We start from the raw sequence: 17,158 nt of genomic DNA, 5'->3' as shown, positions 1-17,158 counted from the left end.
ATGGGAATGACGATTGCTTGGAGGTAAATAATTTTTATAAAAAATTGTTGGCCGAAATGCCTGACTTACTTTTTCAATTTATTATTGATGCTGATAATAATTATTCATTTCCACTTGTAAGCAAGTCGGCAGATGAAATATTTGAACTCTCCGCCACTGATTTTACTGATGATATAAAGGTTGTAATCTACAATAGAATTGTAGCGCAGGATCGTGAGTTTTTTTTTCAATCTTTGGTTAAAGCCAGGAAAGAGATTAAGCCTTGGGAAATAGAGTTTAGAGCGATGCTTCCTAAGAAAGGAATTCGCTGGTTTAAAATCGCAGCGAAAACAGAATTGACCATGGATGGGAATGTTATTTTCTATGGTCATGTTTCGGATATAACAGACTTAAAAGACAAAGAAGAAAAGCTTAGGATATCTGAAGAACGTTTTCAGTTTGCTCTTGATGCTTCTACTGCCGGAATTTGGGATTGGGATATGGTGACCAATAGTGTTTTCTATTCTTCGCTGTCATTAAAAATTTTGGAGTTAGAATCTGCCGATATTTTTGACGATCCAGAACGCTGGGATAAAATTGTGCATCCAGACGATCTGCCAAAATATTACTCGGACATTCAGGAACATTTTGATAATAAAATTCCGTATTATGAAAATTACCATCGTGTAATGACATCGAGCGGTAATTATAAATGGATTTTGGATCGAGGGAAAGTAATTAAACGTGATGAAAATGGAAAGCCATTACGTGTTATTGGTACACATACCGATATTTCTGCGCAAAAAGAAAAAGAGCTTGATCTTATAAAAACAATGAAATTGTACAGTGATCAAAATAGTCGTTTGCTGAATTTTTCGCATATTGTTTCGCATAATTTGAATACGCAGGCTGGTAACATAAAATCGATTCTAGATTTTATTGATGCTGATGTAAGCAGACAAACGGTAGAGGAAATGTTGGAACATTTGAGAACGGTTTCAAATGACTTAAATGAGACTATTTCAAATCTAACGCAGATTGTAAAAACACAGAGTAATATCAATATTGCAGTTGTGCCTTTAAAGTTGTGTGAGTACATCGAAAAAACGATTTCAACAATCAAAGGATATGATAAGCAGCGTAAAGTGACAATTGTAAATAATGTTCCGAAATATTTGACGATTAATTTTAATCCAGCTTACATGGAAAGTGTTTTATTAAACTTTACAACCAATGCTATCAAATATGCACATCCAGATAGAGATCCAGTTATAGTGTTTGATTTTGCGTTGGAGCCAGAAGGTTTTAAATCTCTTAAAATTACCGATAACGGACTTGGAATAGATCTGAAAGTGTACGGAGATTTATTATTCGGAATGTATAAAACTTTCCATAAACACGAAGAAGCCCGCGGAATTGGATTGTATATTACCAAAAATCAAATAGAAGCGATGAAAGGAACTGTTTTGGTGGAAAGTGAAGTAGGAGTGGGAACGAGCTTTAAAATCGTTTTTAATGATATGTGAGGTTTAAATTAGAGATAAAAATAAAGGCTGTCGATTGACAGCCTTTATTTTTTTATGTATGTTATCTTGATTACTTAGCAATATTAACAGCTCTAGTTTCTCTAATTACTGTTACTTTTACTTGTCCAGGATAAGTCATTTCTGTTTGGATTTTTTGTGAAATTTCGAAAGATAAGTTTGCAGCATTGTCATCTGAAACTTTTTCGCTTTCTACAATTACACGAAGCTCTCTACCAGCTTGGATTGCATAAGCATTCTTAACTCCGCTGAATCCGTAAGCTACGTCTTCAAGATCTTTTAAACGTTGGATATAAGAATCCAAAACCTGACGTCTAGCTCCAGGTCTAGCTCCAGAAATAGCATCACAAACTTGAATAATTGGAGAAAGCAATGATTTCATTTCGATCTCGTCGTGGTGAGCTCCAATCGCATTACAAACTTCTTCTTTTTCACCGTATTTCTCAGCCCACTGCATACCTAATAATGCGTGTGGCAAATCACTTTCTGTATCTGGCACTTTTCCAATATCGTGTAATAAACCGGCTCTTTTTGCCAATTTCACGTTTAGTCCTAATTCTGCAGCCATGATACCGCAAAGTTTAGAAACTTCTCTTGAGTGCTGTAATAAGTTTTGTCCGTAAGAAGAACGATATTTCATTCTACCTACAACTTTAATCAATTCTGGGTGTAAACCGTGAATCCCTAAATCGATTACCGTACGTTTTCCAACTTCGATAATTTCATCGTCGATTTGTTTTGCTGTTTTAGCCACAACTTCTTCGATTCTTGCAGGGTGAATACGTCCGTCGGTTACTAATTTGTGTAAAGACAAACGAGCAATCTCTCTACGAACAGGATCAAAACAAGAAAGAATGATTGCTTCAGGTGTATCATCAACAATGATTTCAACTCCAGTAGCCGCTTCAAGTGCTCTAATATTACGTCCTTCACGTCCGATAATTCTACCTTTTACATCGTCAGATTCAATGTTAAAAACAGAAACACAGTTTTCAACTGCTTCTTCAGTTCCAACTCTTTGGATCGTATTGATGATGATTTTCTTAGCTTCTTGCTGTGCGGTAAGTTTAGCCTCTTCAATAGTTTCTTGAATATGAGACATAGCTTTTGTTTTAGCTTCAGCTTTTAAACCTTCAACCAGCTGCTCTTTCGCTTCTTCTGCAGAAAGACCAGAGATTACTTCTAATTGTTGTAGCTGACTTTTATGAAGTTTGTCAACTTCAGCTTGTTTTTTGTCTAAAACTTCAATTTTATTATTGAATTCAGCGGTTTTAGCTTCAAAATCGTCATTGATTTTTTTAGCTTTAGAAAGTTCATTTGAAACTTGAGATTCTTTATCTCGAACGCGTTTTTCTACTTCAGCTACTTTTTTATCTCGCGCTAAAATAACTTGTTCATGTTCTGATTTCAATTCGATAAAACGCTCTTTTGCTTGAAGGATTTTATCTTTTTTAATATTTTCAGCTTCTAAATTAGCGTCTTTCAAGATTGAAGCGGCTTCTTTTTTGGCGTTTTTGATAAGGTTTGAAATATTGCTTTTCTCGATAATTTTAGCTATTGCAAAACCAGCCGCAATACCTACAATACCAATAATGATCGTTATGATGTCCATGTTTGTTAGGGTTTATATATAAAAAAAGCCTACATTAATTGCTTGTATAAACTCGTAAAGACAAGTTTTGAGCTAACTCACTGTTCAAGTTTCCCAGCCAAAAGGAGGGCATACTATAGTAGCGACGATTTGCTCATTCTAAATTGTTAGTGTTGAGTTTACCAATTGTGAACTAATGTAGGCAGTATCTTAGTTTCTGTAAAGAACGTTTAATTTTCGAGATATTGATCTAAAAGCGTGTTTAATCTTTTAATTCTTTCGATAGTTTCTTCTCCATCGATTGCGTTATCAATTTGTTTTTGTTCAACCTGCGATGCAAATTGTAGTGCACACATGGCCAGAACATCTTGTTTGTCACGAACTGCGTAATTTTCTTCGAATTGCTTGATCATAGCATCAATTTTTTTTGAGGCACTTCTAAGTCCTTCTTCCTGAGATGGTTCAACCGTTAAAGGATAAACGCGGTCTGCAATTGATATTTTAATTTTAAGCTTTCCGTCCATATTACTAATCTGATAATTGTGCTATACAGTAATCAATTTCGCGAATTAATGAATTTATTTTAAGCTTTGTCTCTCTCTTGTTGTTGTCGCTGCCAAGCAACGAATTGGCTATCTTAAGTGTTTCATTTTGCTTTTTCAAAGCTTCAATTTCTTCAGATTGTTTCTGGATAATTTGCGCAGCTTTGGATAATTCTAATCGTAATACTTGATTGTTTTTCTCCAAACCTTTTGATTTTTCAAAAAGCTTTTCGACTTTATATTCAAGAGTATCAATTATTTCTGCAATTACACTCATTATACATCCTATTCATTACTTAATCCTACAAAGTTAGTATTCCTTTTTATTAATGCAATTTTTTATCGATTTTTTTACATTAAAAATAGGCAAATTAATGAATTTCAGGTTATTGTATTTTTATGGATTTCTCTTCGGTTTTACCCTGTTAATTTTTTATCTTAGCAAAAATGTTGCTTATGAGATTTTCTGTACTTACCCTTTTGATTTGTAATTTTATATTTGCTCAAACGCAATATCCTAAAGACTATTTCCGCCCTCCGCTTGATATTCCAATGCAGCTTTCTGGTAACTTTGGAGAGTTAAGACCTAACCATTTTCATGCTGGTTTTGATTTAAAAACCAATCAGAGAGAAGGATTGAGTGTGCACGCAGTTGCTGATGGTTATGTATCGAGAATTAAAATTTCAACCTTTGGAAATGGAAAATGTATTTACGTAACCCATCCTAATGGATACACTTCTGTTTATGGGCATTTACAAACGCCAGTTGGGGCAATTTTAGATTATGTAAAAGCAACTCATTACAAAGAGAGAGCTTATGAAATTGAGATGTTTCCAAAGCCAGGAGAACTTCCTGTTGCAAAAGGTGATATAATTGGGCTTTCAGGAAATACCGGTTCATCTGAAGGTCCGCATCTGCATTTCGAAATTCGTGATACCAAAACAGAATTTGTAATTAATCCAATTTTCTTTGGCTTTGACCAAAATATAAAAGATACCAAAAAGCCAACTTTGTCAAGTTTGTATGTTTATCCGTTGGATAACGCAACTGTGAATCAGTCTAAACAACCATTGTTATTGGCTATGACACTTCAGAAAGACGGAAATTATTTAGCTTCAAAAGTAAAAGCAAACGGGAAAATTGGTTTCGGTATCAATGCCATAGATACAGATGACGTTTCTTTTAATAAAAATGGTGTTTTTAATGTGACCAGTTTTTTAAACGGAAATCAAAATTATAACTATCAGTTTAATACCTATTCTTTTGATGAAATGCGTTACATCAATGCTTTTATTGATTATTCGAGATACAAAAAAACAAGTCAACGTGTGCAGAAGCTTTTTATGAAAACGCCTTTTGCTTTGAGTATTATTAAAACAGATTCACTTCGCGGTATTATAAAAACAGAACCGAATCTGGCTTCGACTTACAGAATCGAAGTTTCGGACTATTTCGGAAATTTAAGAACGGTTACTGTGCCAATTGAGTTTGATAGCGCAACCCCAATTGTAAATGCTGAATCGGTTACTTCTCCTTATTTTGTTCGATATAACAAAGATTCAAATTTCGAAAAAGACAATATGTCGGTATTTTTTCCGGCTGGAACTTTCTATGAAGATTTTAATATGAACTTTGATGTTCGAAACAAAAAACTCTACATTCATGATGATACTGTTCCAGTTCATTCCAATTTTACCATAACAATAAAAGATGATTCGTATCCGGAAAACTTAAGAGATAAATTATATATCGGAAGAGGAACGAGCCATAACGGAACGATTAGGAAAGGTGATGTGTTTACAGCGAAAGCTAAAATATTAGGTCAGTATGGTTTGGTTTTAGATACTATTGCGCCAGTTGTAAAAATTGCAAAGCCAATTCAGGACAAATGGATTAGTGATCAAAAGAAAATTGATCTTACAATTAGTGATTCTTTGTCTGGAATAAAATCATATAACGGTTATATCAACGGAAATTGGGTTTTGTTTGAATATGAAAATAAAGCAAGAAGAATTACGCATGTTTTTGATGATGCTTTATTGAATGAAGGCGCCAATGATTTAAAAGTTGAAGTTGTTGATAATGTAGGAAATACTACTATCTTTGAGACTCATTTTTTTAGAAGTCAACAAAAATAAAATCCTAATCTTTGAGTCATAACAGGTTTATATTCGCTTTTCTTTTCGTACTTGTCAGCAGTATTTCATTAGCACAGACGGCCAGTATTAAAGGAGTAATTTTAGATTCAGAAAAACATCCAGTATCAAGTGTCAATGTTTCTTCGCAGGGAAATTCAGTACAATCTGATTTAAATGGTTTTTTTGAAATGACAGTTCCTTCCAATAGAAAGGTTTCTTTGATATTTACCCATGTTTCTTTAAAAATGATCAGCTTAACAGTCAGTTTAAAAACAAATGAAGTTTTCGTTTTTAATCCGATTATGAACAATTCGCAGGAGCAAATGGGAGAGGTTTTTGTTTCTTCTGGAAATAGAAAACGAGTTCAAGGAATTGCTACTATTGATGCCGAAACCATAAAAAAGATTCCAGGTGCTAACGCAGGAATCGAGAATGTATTGAAAACGCTTCCAGGGGTAAACTCTAATAACGAGTTAAGTTCACAATATATGGTTCGTGGCGGAAATTATGACGAAAATCTGGTTTATGTAAACGAGGTCGAAGTCTACCGTCCGTTTCTAATTCGTTCAGGACAACAGGAAGGTTTGAGTTTTACCAATACCGATTTGGTACAAAATGTTGATTTTTCTGCTGGTGGATTTCAGGCGAAATTTGGAGATAAATTATCTTCTGTTCTAGATATTACTTATAGAAAACCTACTCAGTTCGGCGCTTCTTTTGAAGCCAGTTTTTTGGGCGGAAGCGCTTCTGTAGATTTGGTTTCTGAAAATAAAAAATGGTCAGCTGTAACGGGAGTTCGTTACCGAAATAATAGTCTGTTGGTAAATAGCCAGGATACACAAACGAATTATACACCAACTTTTGCAGATATTCAGACTAATATTAATTATGATATTTCTGAAAAGTGGCAGATGAGTTTTCTTGGAAATATTTCAGAAAACAAATATCTGTATCAGCCTTTAACACGCGAAACCAAATTCGGAACAATTGATCAACCGATGGCACTTGCTGTTTATTATCAGGGACAGGAAAAAGATCAGTATGATACGTATTTCGGAGCTTTGAAAACAACTTATAAAGCTTCGCCTTCGCTTACGCTAAAACTAATTGGTTCCTTATTTCATACGACAGAAAAAGAACATTTTGATATTTTAGCGCAATATCGTTTAGGAAATGTTGATCCTGAAAATCCAACAGATCCATCAACAATTGATTTTACGCGTGGAATTGGTTCGCAACTAAATCATGCCCGAAATGATTTGGATGCATTAATTGCTAATATCGAATTAAAAGGGACAAAAGAGTGGAAAGAAAGTCAGCTGGAATTTGGCTTAAAATATACTAGAGAATCTATTTGGGATAGAGTAGTAGAGTGGGAAATGATTGATTCTGCTGGATTTTCTATAAATCCGCCAATCGCAATTTTGCCAGAAAATAATCAGCCTTATAGTCCTTATACTGGACCGTTATTGCCTTATCAGGATATTCGCGCCACAAATTTCAATACAATCAATAGGTTTTCTGGTTATGCTCAATGGAATAAACAATCTGAAATAGGTTCGAGCAGAGTTTGGTATCATCTTGGAGCCCGTTTTCAAAGCTGGAATGTTTCAGGAGCTTCTGAAGAAGGAAAAAATCAGACCGTTGTAAGTCCGCGTGCGCAGTTTGCCATAAAACCGGATTGGGATCGTGATATGGTTTTTAGGATTTCTGGAGGATTATATCATCAACCTCCATTTTACAGAGAACTTCGTGATTTAGATGGTGTTGTAAATCCGAATGTGAAAGCGCAGGAAGCGGTTCATGTCGTTTTGAGCAACGATTATAATTTTAGAATGTGGAACCGTCCTTTTAAATGGGTGACTGAACTGTATTATAAATCGCTTTCTGATGTCAATGTATACTCGATTGATAATGTCCGAATTCGTTATGTAGCCAATAATAATGCAAAAGCGTATGCGCAAGGTTTAGATTTTAGGCTGAATGGGGAATTTGTTCCAGGAACAGAATCGTGGGTGAGTTTTGGTTATATGAAAACGGAGGAAAATTACGAAAACAAAGGATATATTGCCCGTCCGACCGACCAGAGACTAAAGTTTGCCATGTTGTTTCAGGACTATATGCCGAATATTCCAAGTGTAAAAGTATATTTGAATTTAGTTTACAATACAGGACTTCCGGGTGGAGCACCAGCTTATTCTGACCCATATTTGTATCAAAGCAGATTAAATGATTATAGAAGAGCTGATATTGGTTTTGCAAAAGTTTTCGTTGACAGTAGTACGCAAAACACGAAAAAAGGCTGGCTGAAAAACTTTAAAGAATTAGCTGTAGGATTAGAAATTTTCAATCTTTTCAATAATCAAAATGCTATTACAAATACCTGGGTTCGTGATGTGTATTCTAAAAATCAATATGCGATTCCAAATTATATGACTTCGAGGGTTTTTAACGTTAAGATTAATGCGAGGTTATAATCCTTAACTCGAATTACTCAGTAAAATTCAATAAAAACAGAAATTACAATCAAAAATAGTATATTTGATAATCGTATATAATCGTTGTAGATGAAAAAGTATTTTAAATATATCGCCCTAATCCTTGTCGGAACCGTAATTAGTTGCCGAGAGGAAGTAAAAAAGCCAAAAGTAAGTTATGATGTTTCAAACAAAGTAAGTATTGCAAAAACAGATACGACTCAAATTGAAATTGCTGATCTTCCGATCCAAATGGAAGGAACTAATTACTTGATCCATCCCGTTGGCGATTTAAGAGTTTTTGAAAGAGGCTCAAAAGCACGTTACGGATCGTCAAGCGTAAACGATGTGAGTTTCACGATTTCTAATTTAGGCGAATATGAAATTACAGGTTATCTGCAGAATTTGAAATTCCAAAAAGTAGATTCAGATTCTATTCGTCCTTTGTCTGATAAACCAGTTTTGATTTTAACCGCAACGTATTTAAAAACCGTTGCAGATAAAACTCATAACAATGTAATGGTTTATACACTGACAGATTCTGATACCAACAAAGATGGGAAAATCGATACCAGTGATATTAAAACTTTATACTTAAGTGATATCAGCGGAGAAAATTTCACCAAAGTTTCAGCAGATCTGGAAGAACTGGTAGACTGGAATTTAATCGAATCTAAAAACCGTCTGTATTTTAGAACAATTGAAGATACCAACCAAAATGGTCAGTTTGATAAAAATGACGTTTTACATTATAATTACATAGATTTAGCTTCAAAAAAATGGGAAGTGAAAAGTTATAAACCTATTTAAGTTGCTATCCCGATAGCTATCGGGACTGAGATGCTAAGATTTTCTAATATTTGACATAAAGAAAGCCTGTTGAAAATTTAATTTTTAACAGGCTTTCTTCTTTTTTTAAATGAAAAAGAATCCTTCTAATCCTTTTAATCTGTGGCTAAGAAAACTTAGAATCTTAGTATCTCAGAACCTTAGCGTCTCTAGATCAATATGTCACTTTCCAAATCTGATTTTTCGATTTCGAAATCAAATCCAAGGCGTTCCACCAATTCAATAACCAGTTTTTTATACCAGTTTTCAGATTTTGGATGAATGTAAATCTTTTCGATTAATTGATTAATATCGACATTGATTTTTAAACCATCGTTGAGCTTTATAGTGCTTTTTGAGGTATCAGTTAGAATGCGGACTTCTCTTTCGTATTGAAAGCTTTTTCTTTTGAATAAAAAGGGAAAGAATAAATCTTCAAAAGGAATATATTCTTTTTTGTAATCGATATAATTGACTTCTCCAATATACTGATCAAAATTGTTTTCAGGTTTAACCGCTTTCTGCAATCGCCCAATTGTAGACTGAATGGCAAGTCCTTCACTGTTTTGAGTGAAAATCTGCCACATGGCAAATGATTCGTATTCATTAATATGCCAACTACTTACAGCAACTTGTTCCCGATGTATTTTGTAATAATTAAGAAACTCAGGATTATCAATAGCTAATTTCTTAATCTCTTCATAGGTAGGCTCGCTGAAAGTACCTTCGTATTGATCTTCGAATTTGTCAGATCGTGACATGAAGAGTTTTTTAGAAAGCAGTAAATCCAGAAATTTTGATAAATCTAAATATTTCCAAACTATAGTGTCAGGGTCTTTAGGAAGTGTAAGGTTGGGGTTGCTAAGATACATTTTCTTGAGATTAAATGATTTATTCTTTAACCAACCTAAAGTTATAAAAATAAACACAGATTAAGGATATTAAACTAAGTTTTAATATTTACTTAATCTGTGTAAGATATTTTGATCTGGATATGGTTTTACGATTCGAAAGACTGCATTGTAACTAGTTTGTTGTAAGTGCCGTTGTGAGCAATTAATTCTTCGTGAGTTCCCTGTTCTACAATTTTTCCTTTCTGCATTACAACAATCACATCAGCTTTCTGAATTGTCGAAAGACGGTGTGCAATTACAATCGAAGTTCTGTTCTGCATCATGTTTTCAAGCGCAACCTGAACAAATTTTTCACTTTCAGTATCCAATGCTGATGTTGCTTCGTCTAGAATCATAATTGGTGGGTTTTTTAATACCGCACGGGCAATAGATAAACGTTGTCTTTGACCACCCGAAAGTTTGTTTCCGCTATCTCCAATATTAGTATAAATTCCTTTTGGGAGATCTTTTACAAACTCGTAAGCATTAGCAATTTTCAATGCTTCGATAATTTCATCATCTGTAGCGTCTAATTTCCCTAATGAAATATTGGCTTTAATCGTATCATTGAATAAAATACTATCTTGAGTAACCAATCCCATTAAACCACGAAGCGATTGGAGATTTATATCTTTGATGTTGATTCCGTCAATAGAAATTGAACCGTCTGTAACATCATAAAAACGAGTTAATAAATTAGCGATTGTACTTTTTCCACTTCCAGACTGACCAACAAGCGCAACAGTTTGCCCTTTTTTGATTTGAAGAGAAAAATCTTTTAAAACCGTTTCTTCTTCGTATTTAAAGTTTATATTCTGAACGTTGATATTGTCATCAAAAGTTGTTTTTTCAACAGCATTTTCCTTTGATACGATGGTGTTTTCTTGTTCCAGAACTTCAAGAACACGTTCTGCCGCGGCATTTCCTCTTTTTACACCATAAGAAGCTTTAGAAATTGCTTTTGCAGGAGTTAAGATGTTGTAAGCTAAACTCATGTATCCAATGAAAGAAGCGGCGTCTAATGTTTTGTCAATTAATACCATTTGTCCTCCAAACCACAATAAGATTGTAATAACCAAAATTCCCATGAATTCGCTGGCAGGAGAAGCAAGATTTTGTCGGTTTCCAATGCTGTTGGATAATTTAAAGAAACGGTCTGTGGAATTTTGGAATACAGAGTTAAAGTAATTTTCTGCATTGTATCCTTTTACAACTTTCAGTCCTCCAATAGTTTCTTCAATTGTAGATAAAAAAGTACCTTGCTCTTGTTGCGCTTTCGTAGATTGTTTTTTTAGCTGTTTTCCAATTAAAGAAATTAGATAACCTGAAATCGGAATAAAAACAAAAACGAATACAGTTAGTTTAACACTAATGTATAGCATGGCAAAAATCGTAAAGATTATAGTTAAAGGTTCTTTTACGATAAGTTCCAAAATTGCTAGAAAAGAAGTTTGTACTTCGTTTACGTCGCCCGAAATTCTTGAAATAACGTCGCCTTTTCTCTTTTCAGAATAAAAAGCTAAGGGTAGTTCCAATGTTTTTTTGTACATCGCATTTCGCATATCTCTCAATATTCCGTTTCGTAAGAAATTGATAAAAAACATTGCAAGATAATCGCATAAGTTTTTTAATAAGAAGATGCTAATAATACCCGCAACCATTATGCCTAAAGTATGGCCTGCTCCATAGTTATCGGTTGTGGTTGTGATGAAATAGCTCAAAGAATCCTCTGCGTATTTCTTGATTTCACTAATTCCTGTATATACTGGTTTGATGGTGTTTCTCTTCGTTTGGTCAAATAAGACCTGAATCATTGGAATTAATGATACAAAAGAAAGTGTGCTGAAAAGTGCATATAGAACATTAAAGAAAATGTTTAGGAATGCGTATTTTTTATATGGATATATAAAAGGAACTATTTTTTTGAAATTACTCATTTAAATTTGAATATTACTTTTTCTTTCATGCTAAGATTCTTTCGAATCGCAGCATTTTTTTTGGTTATAATTAGATTGTTTTGTTGAGTTTTTACCTCACAAAATTAATCCAATTGGTTTGGTTTCAATTTTTTTTGGCTTTTTTTTATCAAAAAAACTCTGATTTGCATTTGTTTTAAATGTAAATCAGAGTTCTGGAAATTGAACTTAATCTAGTGTGCCAAGATTTAGCGCAGAATTATATTAAGTATATTGAGAGTTTATGACTCTCTTTTAAAATTATTTCAATTGCATGTCAGCAATGATGTTCTGTATTTTTTGATCTAAGAAACTTTCTGCTTCGTCAAAATCAGCAACCGATTCTAATTCGGCATTTACACTGATATAGAATTTAATTTTAGGCTCAGTTCCACTTGGTCTTGCGCAAATTTTAGAGCCGTCTTCAGTGTAATAAATCAATACATTTGATTTTGGAATATCCATAGAAGATTCTTCATTTGTCAATAAATTCAATGCAGTAGATGATTGGTAATCTTCAACCATAATTACACGTTGACCGTTGATTTCTTTTAAAGGATTCTGACGTAAATTGATCATCATCTGATTAATTTCTTCTAAACCTTCCATTCCTTTTTTAGTTAATGAAACTAAATATTCTTTGTAGAAACCATTTTCAACATAAAGCTGTAAAAGTTCTTTATAAACAGAACTTCCTGCAGCTTTCGCCTGAGCAGCAACTTCACATATTAATAGAGTGGCAGCAACCGCATCTTTATCTCTAACAGCATCGCCAACCATAAAACCGAAGCTTTCTTCGCCACCTCCAATAAATTGAAGTTCCGGAAAATCTACGATCATTTTAGCGATCCATTTAAATCCTGTTAAACCAACTTTGCATTCAACACCATAGCTTGTTGCCAATTCCATCATCATTGGAGTTGAAACAATAGTAGATCCAACAAATTGTTTTCCGTTAATCTTGCCTGCTTTTTTCCATTGTTTCAAAAGGAAAGAAGTCATCAAAACCATAGTTTGGTTTCCGTTCAATAAAATCATTTTCCCGTCATTGTTTCTAACGGCAACACCCAAACGATCACAATCTGGATCAGTTCCTACAACGATATCAGAATTTGTTTTATCGGCCAAAGCCAAAGCCATTGTTAAAGCTTCAGGTTCTTCTGGATTTGGAGACTTTACCGTTGGGAAATCTCCATCTGGAACCGCTTGTTCAGGAACAATGTGGACATTTTTATAACCAGCCTGCGATAAAACATCTGGAATAGATTTTATAGAAGTTCCATGCAGAGAAGTAAAAACAATGTGAAGATTGTCTTTTGCTTCAGCCGGAGTATTAAAACTTGCGTTCTCGATTGATGATTTTACAAACGCTTTGTCGATTTCAGTATCAATATATTGAATTAAGCTTTCGTTCGCGTTGAATTTGATTTTATCGTAGTCTAAGTTTTCGATTACTTGAATGATTTCACCATCTTGAGGAGGAACAATTTGTCCGCCATCTTGCCAGTATACTTTATATCCGTTGTATTCCGGCGGATTGTGCGAAGCGGTAAGAACAATTCCGCATTGGCATTTTAAATATTTAAGGGCGAAAGATAATTCTGGAGTTGGTCTTAAATCAGAAAACAAATAAACTTGAATTCCGTTTGCAGAAAAAACGTCTGCAACAACTTTAGCTAGTGTATTACTGTTATGACGGCAATCGTAAGCAATAACCACTTTTAGAGGTTCATTTGGAAAAACTTTGTGCAAGTAATCGGATAATCCTTGAGTATTTTTTCCAAGAGTGTATTTGTTGATTCTGTTGTTTCCAACTCCCATAACTCCTCTCATGCCTCCAGTACCAAACTCTAAGTTTTTGTAAAAACTCTCTTCAAGGTCTTTAGGAGAAGTTGTCATTAATTCTTTTACTGCTGCCTGCGTTTCTTGATCAAACGTAGGCGTGAGCCATTCATTTACAGCGTTTAAAATATTAGGTGCTATGTTCATGTAAATTTTCTTTTATGTTTTGATAAAGATAGTTTTTCTTCAAAGGTTCATTTGAGGTGAAAAGATTTTTTTTTCCTGATTGGTGTCAAAAATTCACTTCACGAGCTACTTTATATCTTTCTTCATTGTTTTTGGTTCTTAAAATAATTTCTCCTAAGAACCCTGCAAGGAAAAGCTGAGTTCCTAAAATCATAGTAGTTAGTGCGATGTAAAACCATGGATTACTAGTAACCAAAGAATATTTCATTCCGTTATACATATGGTATAGTTTTGAAATGCCAATATACCCAGCAGATAAAAATCCAATGATGAACATGATGGAACCCATTGCTCCAAACAAGTGCATTGGTCTTTTTCCAAAGCGAGATAAAAACCAAATTGTAATTAAATCCAGAAATCCGTTTATAAAACGTTCCATTCCGAATTTAGTTTCACCATATTTTCTAGCTTGGTGGATAACCACTTTTTCACCAATTTTTCCGAATCCGGCATTTTTAGCTAAAACAGGAATATAACGGTGCATTTCGCCCGAAACTTCGATATTTTTAACTACTACATTTTTGTATGCTTTTAATCCGCAGTTGAAATCATTTAGTTCAACGCCAGAAGTTTTTCTAGCTGCCCAGTTAAATAATTTTGAAGGAAGATTTTTGGCTACAACAGAATCGTAACGTTTCTTTTTCCATCCAGAAACCAAATCGAATCTTTCTTTTGTAATCATGTCATATAGTTCTGGAATCTCATCAGGACTGTCCTGTAAATCGGCATCCATTGTAATGATGACATCACCTTTTGCTTTTGCAAAACCAGCATGTAAAGCCTGAGATTTTCCAAAGTTTTTCATAAAACGAATGCCTTTTACATTCGGATTTTCATTAGAAAAACCTTCAATAATCTGCCAAGAATTATCTGTACTACCATCATCTACAAAAATGATTTCATAAGAGTAATTGTTAGATTGCATCACTTTAATGATCCATGAATAGAGTTCTTGAAGTGATTCCTCCTCGTTTAGAAGCGGTATAAGTATAGATAAATTCATTTATATTTTTATTCTTGTGTAGATTTGCTTTTAAAGAACGCAGCTAAAATTAATCCTAAAATAGAATAACCAATAATGCTGAAAACAAGTCCTTTTAATTGCTCTGTTACTGAGAAAGGATTGTTTTCTCTCATTTTGGTCAAAGCTTCATTTATAGCAGAAGCAGGAGTTCCAAACTTCTGTAAAGTTTCGGCCATATACTTAACTAATAAATCACTTAGCGTGTTTTTTGCCTCGGGATCAATTACATTAAATAATAAAATGCTAAATAATGAAGAAATCGCTACAGCAATAATTGTAGCTATAAAAAAAGTGGTGAACGCATCTTTAAAAGAGAAAAAGCCATTGATTTCTTTTTTTGTTTTAGTAAGCAATAGGATTCCAACGACTACATAAATAACGAAAGTAAGACCGCCAATCCAGCCTGAAACAAATAATTTAAGATCTATAGCGTAAAGAGTCGCCGTAATTAATGCAAGAATAACTCCTAAAGCGATTCCATAAGTAATTCCATTCTTTTTGATAACTTCATTAATCATATTTCTATAGGTTTTAAAATTAATCCACAAATATAGTAATTCCCACTATAATCGGATATAAAAAAAGCTTTTCGAAATAAACTAAAAAAAAGTGTGCTAACTATTTGTTTATTAAAAAAGAATTGTAAATTTGCACACTCAAAAATAATTAAATTTTTAAACAAAAAAGAGTAGAGTTGTTTATACCTTTTTCTAATCTATGGAAAAGCTTCAAAATAAAAATACTCTAAAACAATAAATAAAAGAAAAGATGAAAAAAGGAATTCACCCAGAAAATTACAGATTAGTTGCATTTAAAGACATGTCTAATGATGACGTTTTTATCACTAAATCTACTGCAGATACAAAAGAAACAATTGAAGTTGACGGAGTTGAGTATCCAGTTGTAAAAATGGAGATTTCTAGAACATCTCACCCTTTTTATACTGGTAAATCTAAACTTATCGATACTGCAGGACGTATTGATAAATTCAAAACTAAATACGCTAAACACGCTAAAAAATAATAGCTGTTTTTACTGAGTCGTCCTGAAATAGGTTGACAGGTTTCACAATATTAATTAAAACCAGTAAAGTTCTCTTTGCTGGTTTTTTGATATACAAAATTAGGTGTTTTCATTTTCAAGCTTAAATGCGGCCTTTTTTGATTATAGCATTCTATAGATTCTTTAATTAATTTATTTAATTCTACTGCTGATTTACATTTATAGATTAAAAATTCATGCTTTAAAATCCCATTGATTCTTTCTGCTAAAGCATTCTGATAGCAATCATATCCATCGGTCATTGATGGTTCAATATTGTTCTTTCTTAATTCATTCTGATAAATCTGGGAACAATACTGAAGCCCTCTGTCTGAATGATGTATAAGTGCAAGTTTGTTTTTTCTATTTTTAACTGCCATTTTCAGGGCTTTAACAACATTCTCTGCACTCATATCGTCACTTAAATGATAGCCGACAATTTTCCTGCTGAAAACGTCTGTAACTAATGAGAGATAATGGGTTCTTTCATATGATTTTACATAAGTTATATCACTTACAAAGACCTGTTCGGGCCTATGCACATTAATATCTTTTAGAAGATTAGGATATTTATGAAGCCAGTGTTTAGAAAAAGTTGTTTTAATATAACTCTTTGCAGGCTTTATAAGCAGCTGCTCTCTTTTTAAATACTTGAAAAATGCATCTCTACCGATTTTAATTCCATTTTCAGCAAAACAATGCTCCAATAAAAAATAAAGTTTTCTTGTGCCTAATCTAGGCATTATTCTTCTTTGTTTTTCAACCAGTTCCCTAACTTTGAGCAATTGTTCTTCGCGTATTAGTAAACGTGATTCATGCTGATAAATCGATTGTCGGCTTATCCCAAATAATCTACAGGCATAGGACATACTTATTCCTTTTTCCTGCCGGATGCTTCTGATGGTTTGGGAGAAAACTTTTTTCTGATTTGAGTTCCATATTGACTGTCAGAAATATCAATCATAGTATTAAGAACCATGTTTTTCAGTTTTTCATCTGCCAGTTCTTTTTCTAATCTTTTGATAATCTGTGCCGGAGTTTCTTTTGATTTTGACATAAAAAGAAGATTAGGTTTGCTCCAGTCTAAGTTACCAAATTTTCGTAACCAAACCAAAAC

At 33.5% G+C, this 17,158-nt stretch carries 14 protein-coding genes and 1 pseudogene; 5 read left to right on the top strand and 10 right to left on the bottom strand.

From position 1 onward, the window contains the following. The first annotated feature begins 56 nt into the window (after positions 1-56). On the top strand, positions 57-1,505 hold the full coding sequence (locus GSY47_RS01260; protein ID WP_246611233.1) for a PAS domain-containing sensor histidine kinase: 1,449 nt from the start codon (positions 57-59) through the stop codon (positions 1,503-1,505). 70 nt (positions 1,506-1,575) lie between these two features. On the opposite strand, the gene rny is transcribed toward GSY47_RS01260, so the two are convergent. From rny to GSY47_RS01245, 3 genes are all read right to left on the bottom strand, one after another. Continuing rightward, entirely contained in the window at positions 1,576-3,135 is a 1,560-nt protein-coding gene (gene rny / locus GSY47_RS01255; protein ID WP_179008221.1) for a ribonuclease Y, read from the bottom strand. A gap of 209 nt (positions 3,136-3,344) precedes the next feature. Further along, on the bottom strand, positions 3,345-3,638 hold the full coding sequence (locus GSY47_RS01250) for a cell division protein ZapA (RefSeq protein WP_179008223.1): 294 nt from the start codon (positions 3,636-3,638) through the stop codon (positions 3,345-3,347). A gap of 4 nt (positions 3,639-3,642) precedes the next feature. Next, the gene (locus tag GSY47_RS01245; protein WP_144218050.1) at positions 3,643-3,933 is read right to left on the bottom strand and encodes a hypothetical protein; all 291 of its coding nucleotides are present in this window, start codon (positions 3,931-3,933) and stop codon (positions 3,643-3,645) included. A 179-nt stretch (positions 3,934-4,112) separates the two neighbouring features. Here GSY47_RS01245 and GSY47_RS01240 point away from each other — a divergent pair, with 179 nt between their 5' ends. The 3 genes from GSY47_RS01240 to GSY47_RS01230 all read left to right on the top strand — a co-directional run bounded on the left by GSY47_RS01240 (position 4,113) and on the right by GSY47_RS01230 (position 9,082). Next, entirely contained in the window at positions 4,113-5,795 is a 1,683-nt protein-coding gene (locus GSY47_RS01240) for a M23 family metallopeptidase (protein ID WP_179008225.1), read from the top strand. A gap of 11 nt (positions 5,796-5,806) precedes the next feature. Then, positions 5,807-8,272 carry a TonB-dependent receptor gene (locus tag GSY47_RS01235; protein WP_179008227.1) on the top strand — a complete coding sequence of 822 codons (2,466 nt, stop codon included), beginning with the start codon at positions 5,807-5,809 and terminating at the stop codon, positions 8,270-8,272. A 90-nt stretch (positions 8,273-8,362) separates the two neighbouring features. Further along, on the top strand, positions 8,363-9,082 hold the full coding sequence (locus GSY47_RS01230; protein WP_179008229.1) for a CREC-EF hand family protein: 720 nt from the start codon (positions 8,363-8,365) through the stop codon (positions 9,080-9,082). Between the two features lie 188 nt (positions 9,083-9,270). On the opposite strand, the gene GSY47_RS01225 is transcribed toward GSY47_RS01230, so the two are convergent. From GSY47_RS01225 to GSY47_RS01205, 5 genes are all read right to left on the bottom strand, one after another. After that, complete coding sequence (locus tag GSY47_RS01225) at positions 9,271-9,972, bottom strand: DUF2971 domain-containing protein (RefSeq protein WP_179008231.1); 702 nt, start codon at positions 9,970-9,972, stop codon at positions 9,271-9,273. A 128-nt stretch (positions 9,973-10,100) separates the two neighbouring features. Continuing rightward, positions 10,101-11,930 (bottom strand): ABC transporter ATP-binding protein, encoded by a 1,830-nt coding sequence (locus GSY47_RS01220; RefSeq protein ID WP_179008233.1) that lies wholly within the window; start codon positions 11,928-11,930, stop codon positions 10,101-10,103. 279 nt (positions 11,931-12,209) lie between these two features. Next, positions 12,210-13,937 (bottom strand): phospho-sugar mutase, encoded by a 1,728-nt coding sequence (locus GSY47_RS01215; RefSeq protein ID WP_179008235.1) that lies wholly within the window; start codon positions 13,935-13,937, stop codon positions 12,210-12,212. A gap of 85 nt (positions 13,938-14,022) precedes the next feature. After that, positions 14,023-14,979, bottom strand: coding sequence for a glycosyltransferase family 2 protein (locus GSY47_RS01210; protein WP_179008237.1), 957 nt, complete (start codon positions 14,977-14,979; stop codon positions 14,023-14,025). A gap of 8 nt (positions 14,980-14,987) precedes the next feature. Next, positions 14,988-15,518: a DUF4199 domain-containing protein gene (locus GSY47_RS01205; protein ID WP_179008239.1), complete on the bottom strand. Its 531-nt coding sequence runs from the start codon at positions 15,516-15,518 to the stop codon at positions 14,988-14,990. Positions 15,519-15,768: 250 nt separating this feature from the next. On the opposite strand from GSY47_RS01205, the gene GSY47_RS01200 reads away from it, so the two are divergent. Continuing rightward, positions 15,769-16,023, top strand: a complete 255-nt coding sequence (locus GSY47_RS01200) for a type B 50S ribosomal protein L31 (protein ID WP_011921626.1) — start codon at positions 15,769-15,771, stop codon at positions 16,021-16,023. 50 nt (positions 16,024-16,073) lie between these two features. Here the strand turns inward: GSY47_RS01200 and GSY47_RS01195 are convergent, their stop codons facing one another. After that, complete coding sequence (locus GSY47_RS01195; RefSeq protein WP_219071033.1) at positions 16,074-16,910, bottom strand: IS3 family transposase; 837 nt, start codon at positions 16,908-16,910, stop codon at positions 16,074-16,076. A 2-nt stretch (positions 16,911-16,912) separates the two neighbouring features. Then, a pseudogene (locus GSY47_RS01190) lies at positions 16,913-17,158 on the bottom strand (IS3 family transposase); the annotation flags it as partial.

Origin of the sequence: Flavobacterium quisquiliarum (genome assembly GCF_019308285.1) — a bacterium.
Lineage (GTDB): Bacteria > Bacteroidota > Bacteroidia > Flavobacteriales > Flavobacteriaceae > Flavobacterium > Flavobacterium quisquiliarum.
Note: the sequence above shows the minus strand (reverse complement) of the source record. Positions and strands in the feature narration are given on the sequence as shown.

Excerpts from the sequence above, each read along its gene's own strand:
- GSY47_RS01260 (WP_246611233.1), top strand. The coding sequence starts at position 57 with ATGCCTGACTTACTTTTTCAATTTATTATTGATGCTGATAATAATTAT.
- rny (WP_179008221.1), bottom strand. The coding sequence starts at position 3,135 with ATGGACATCATAACGATCATTATTGGTATTGTAGGTATTGCGGCTGGT.
- GSY47_RS01250 (WP_179008223.1), bottom strand. The coding sequence starts at position 3,638 with ATGGACGGAAAGCTTAAAATTAAAATATCAATTGCAGACCGCGTTTAT.
- GSY47_RS01245 (WP_144218050.1), bottom strand. The coding sequence starts at position 3,933 with ATGAGTGTAATTGCAGAAATAATTGATACTCTTGAATATAAAGTCGAA.
- GSY47_RS01240 (WP_179008225.1), top strand. The coding sequence starts at position 4,113 with ATGAGATTTTCTGTACTTACCCTTTTGATTTGTAATTTTATATTTGCT.
- GSY47_RS01230 (WP_179008229.1), top strand. The coding sequence starts at position 8,363 with ATGAAAAAGTATTTTAAATATATCGCCCTAATCCTTGTCGGAACCGTA.
- GSY47_RS01225 (WP_179008231.1), bottom strand. The coding sequence starts at position 9,972 with ATGTATCTTAGCAACCCCAACCTTACACTTCCTAAAGACCCTGACACT.
- GSY47_RS01220 (WP_179008233.1), bottom strand. The coding sequence starts at position 11,930 with ATGAGTAATTTCAAAAAAATAGTTCCTTTTATATATCCATATAAAAAA.
- GSY47_RS01215 (WP_179008235.1), bottom strand. The coding sequence starts at position 13,937 with ATGAACATAGCACCTAATATTTTAAACGCTGTAAATGAATGGCTCACG.
- GSY47_RS01210 (WP_179008237.1), bottom strand. The coding sequence starts at position 14,979 with ATGAATTTATCTATACTTATACCGCTTCTAAACGAGGAGGAATCACTT.
- GSY47_RS01205 (WP_179008239.1), bottom strand. The coding sequence starts at position 15,518 with ATGATTAATGAAGTTATCAAAAAGAATGGAATTACTTATGGAATCGCT.
- GSY47_RS01200 (WP_011921626.1), top strand. The coding sequence starts at position 15,769 with ATGAAAAAAGGAATTCACCCAGAAAATTACAGATTAGTTGCATTTAAA.
- GSY47_RS01195 (WP_219071033.1), bottom strand. The coding sequence starts at position 16,910 with ATGTCCTATGCCTGTAGATTATTTGGGATAAGCCGACAATCGATTTAT.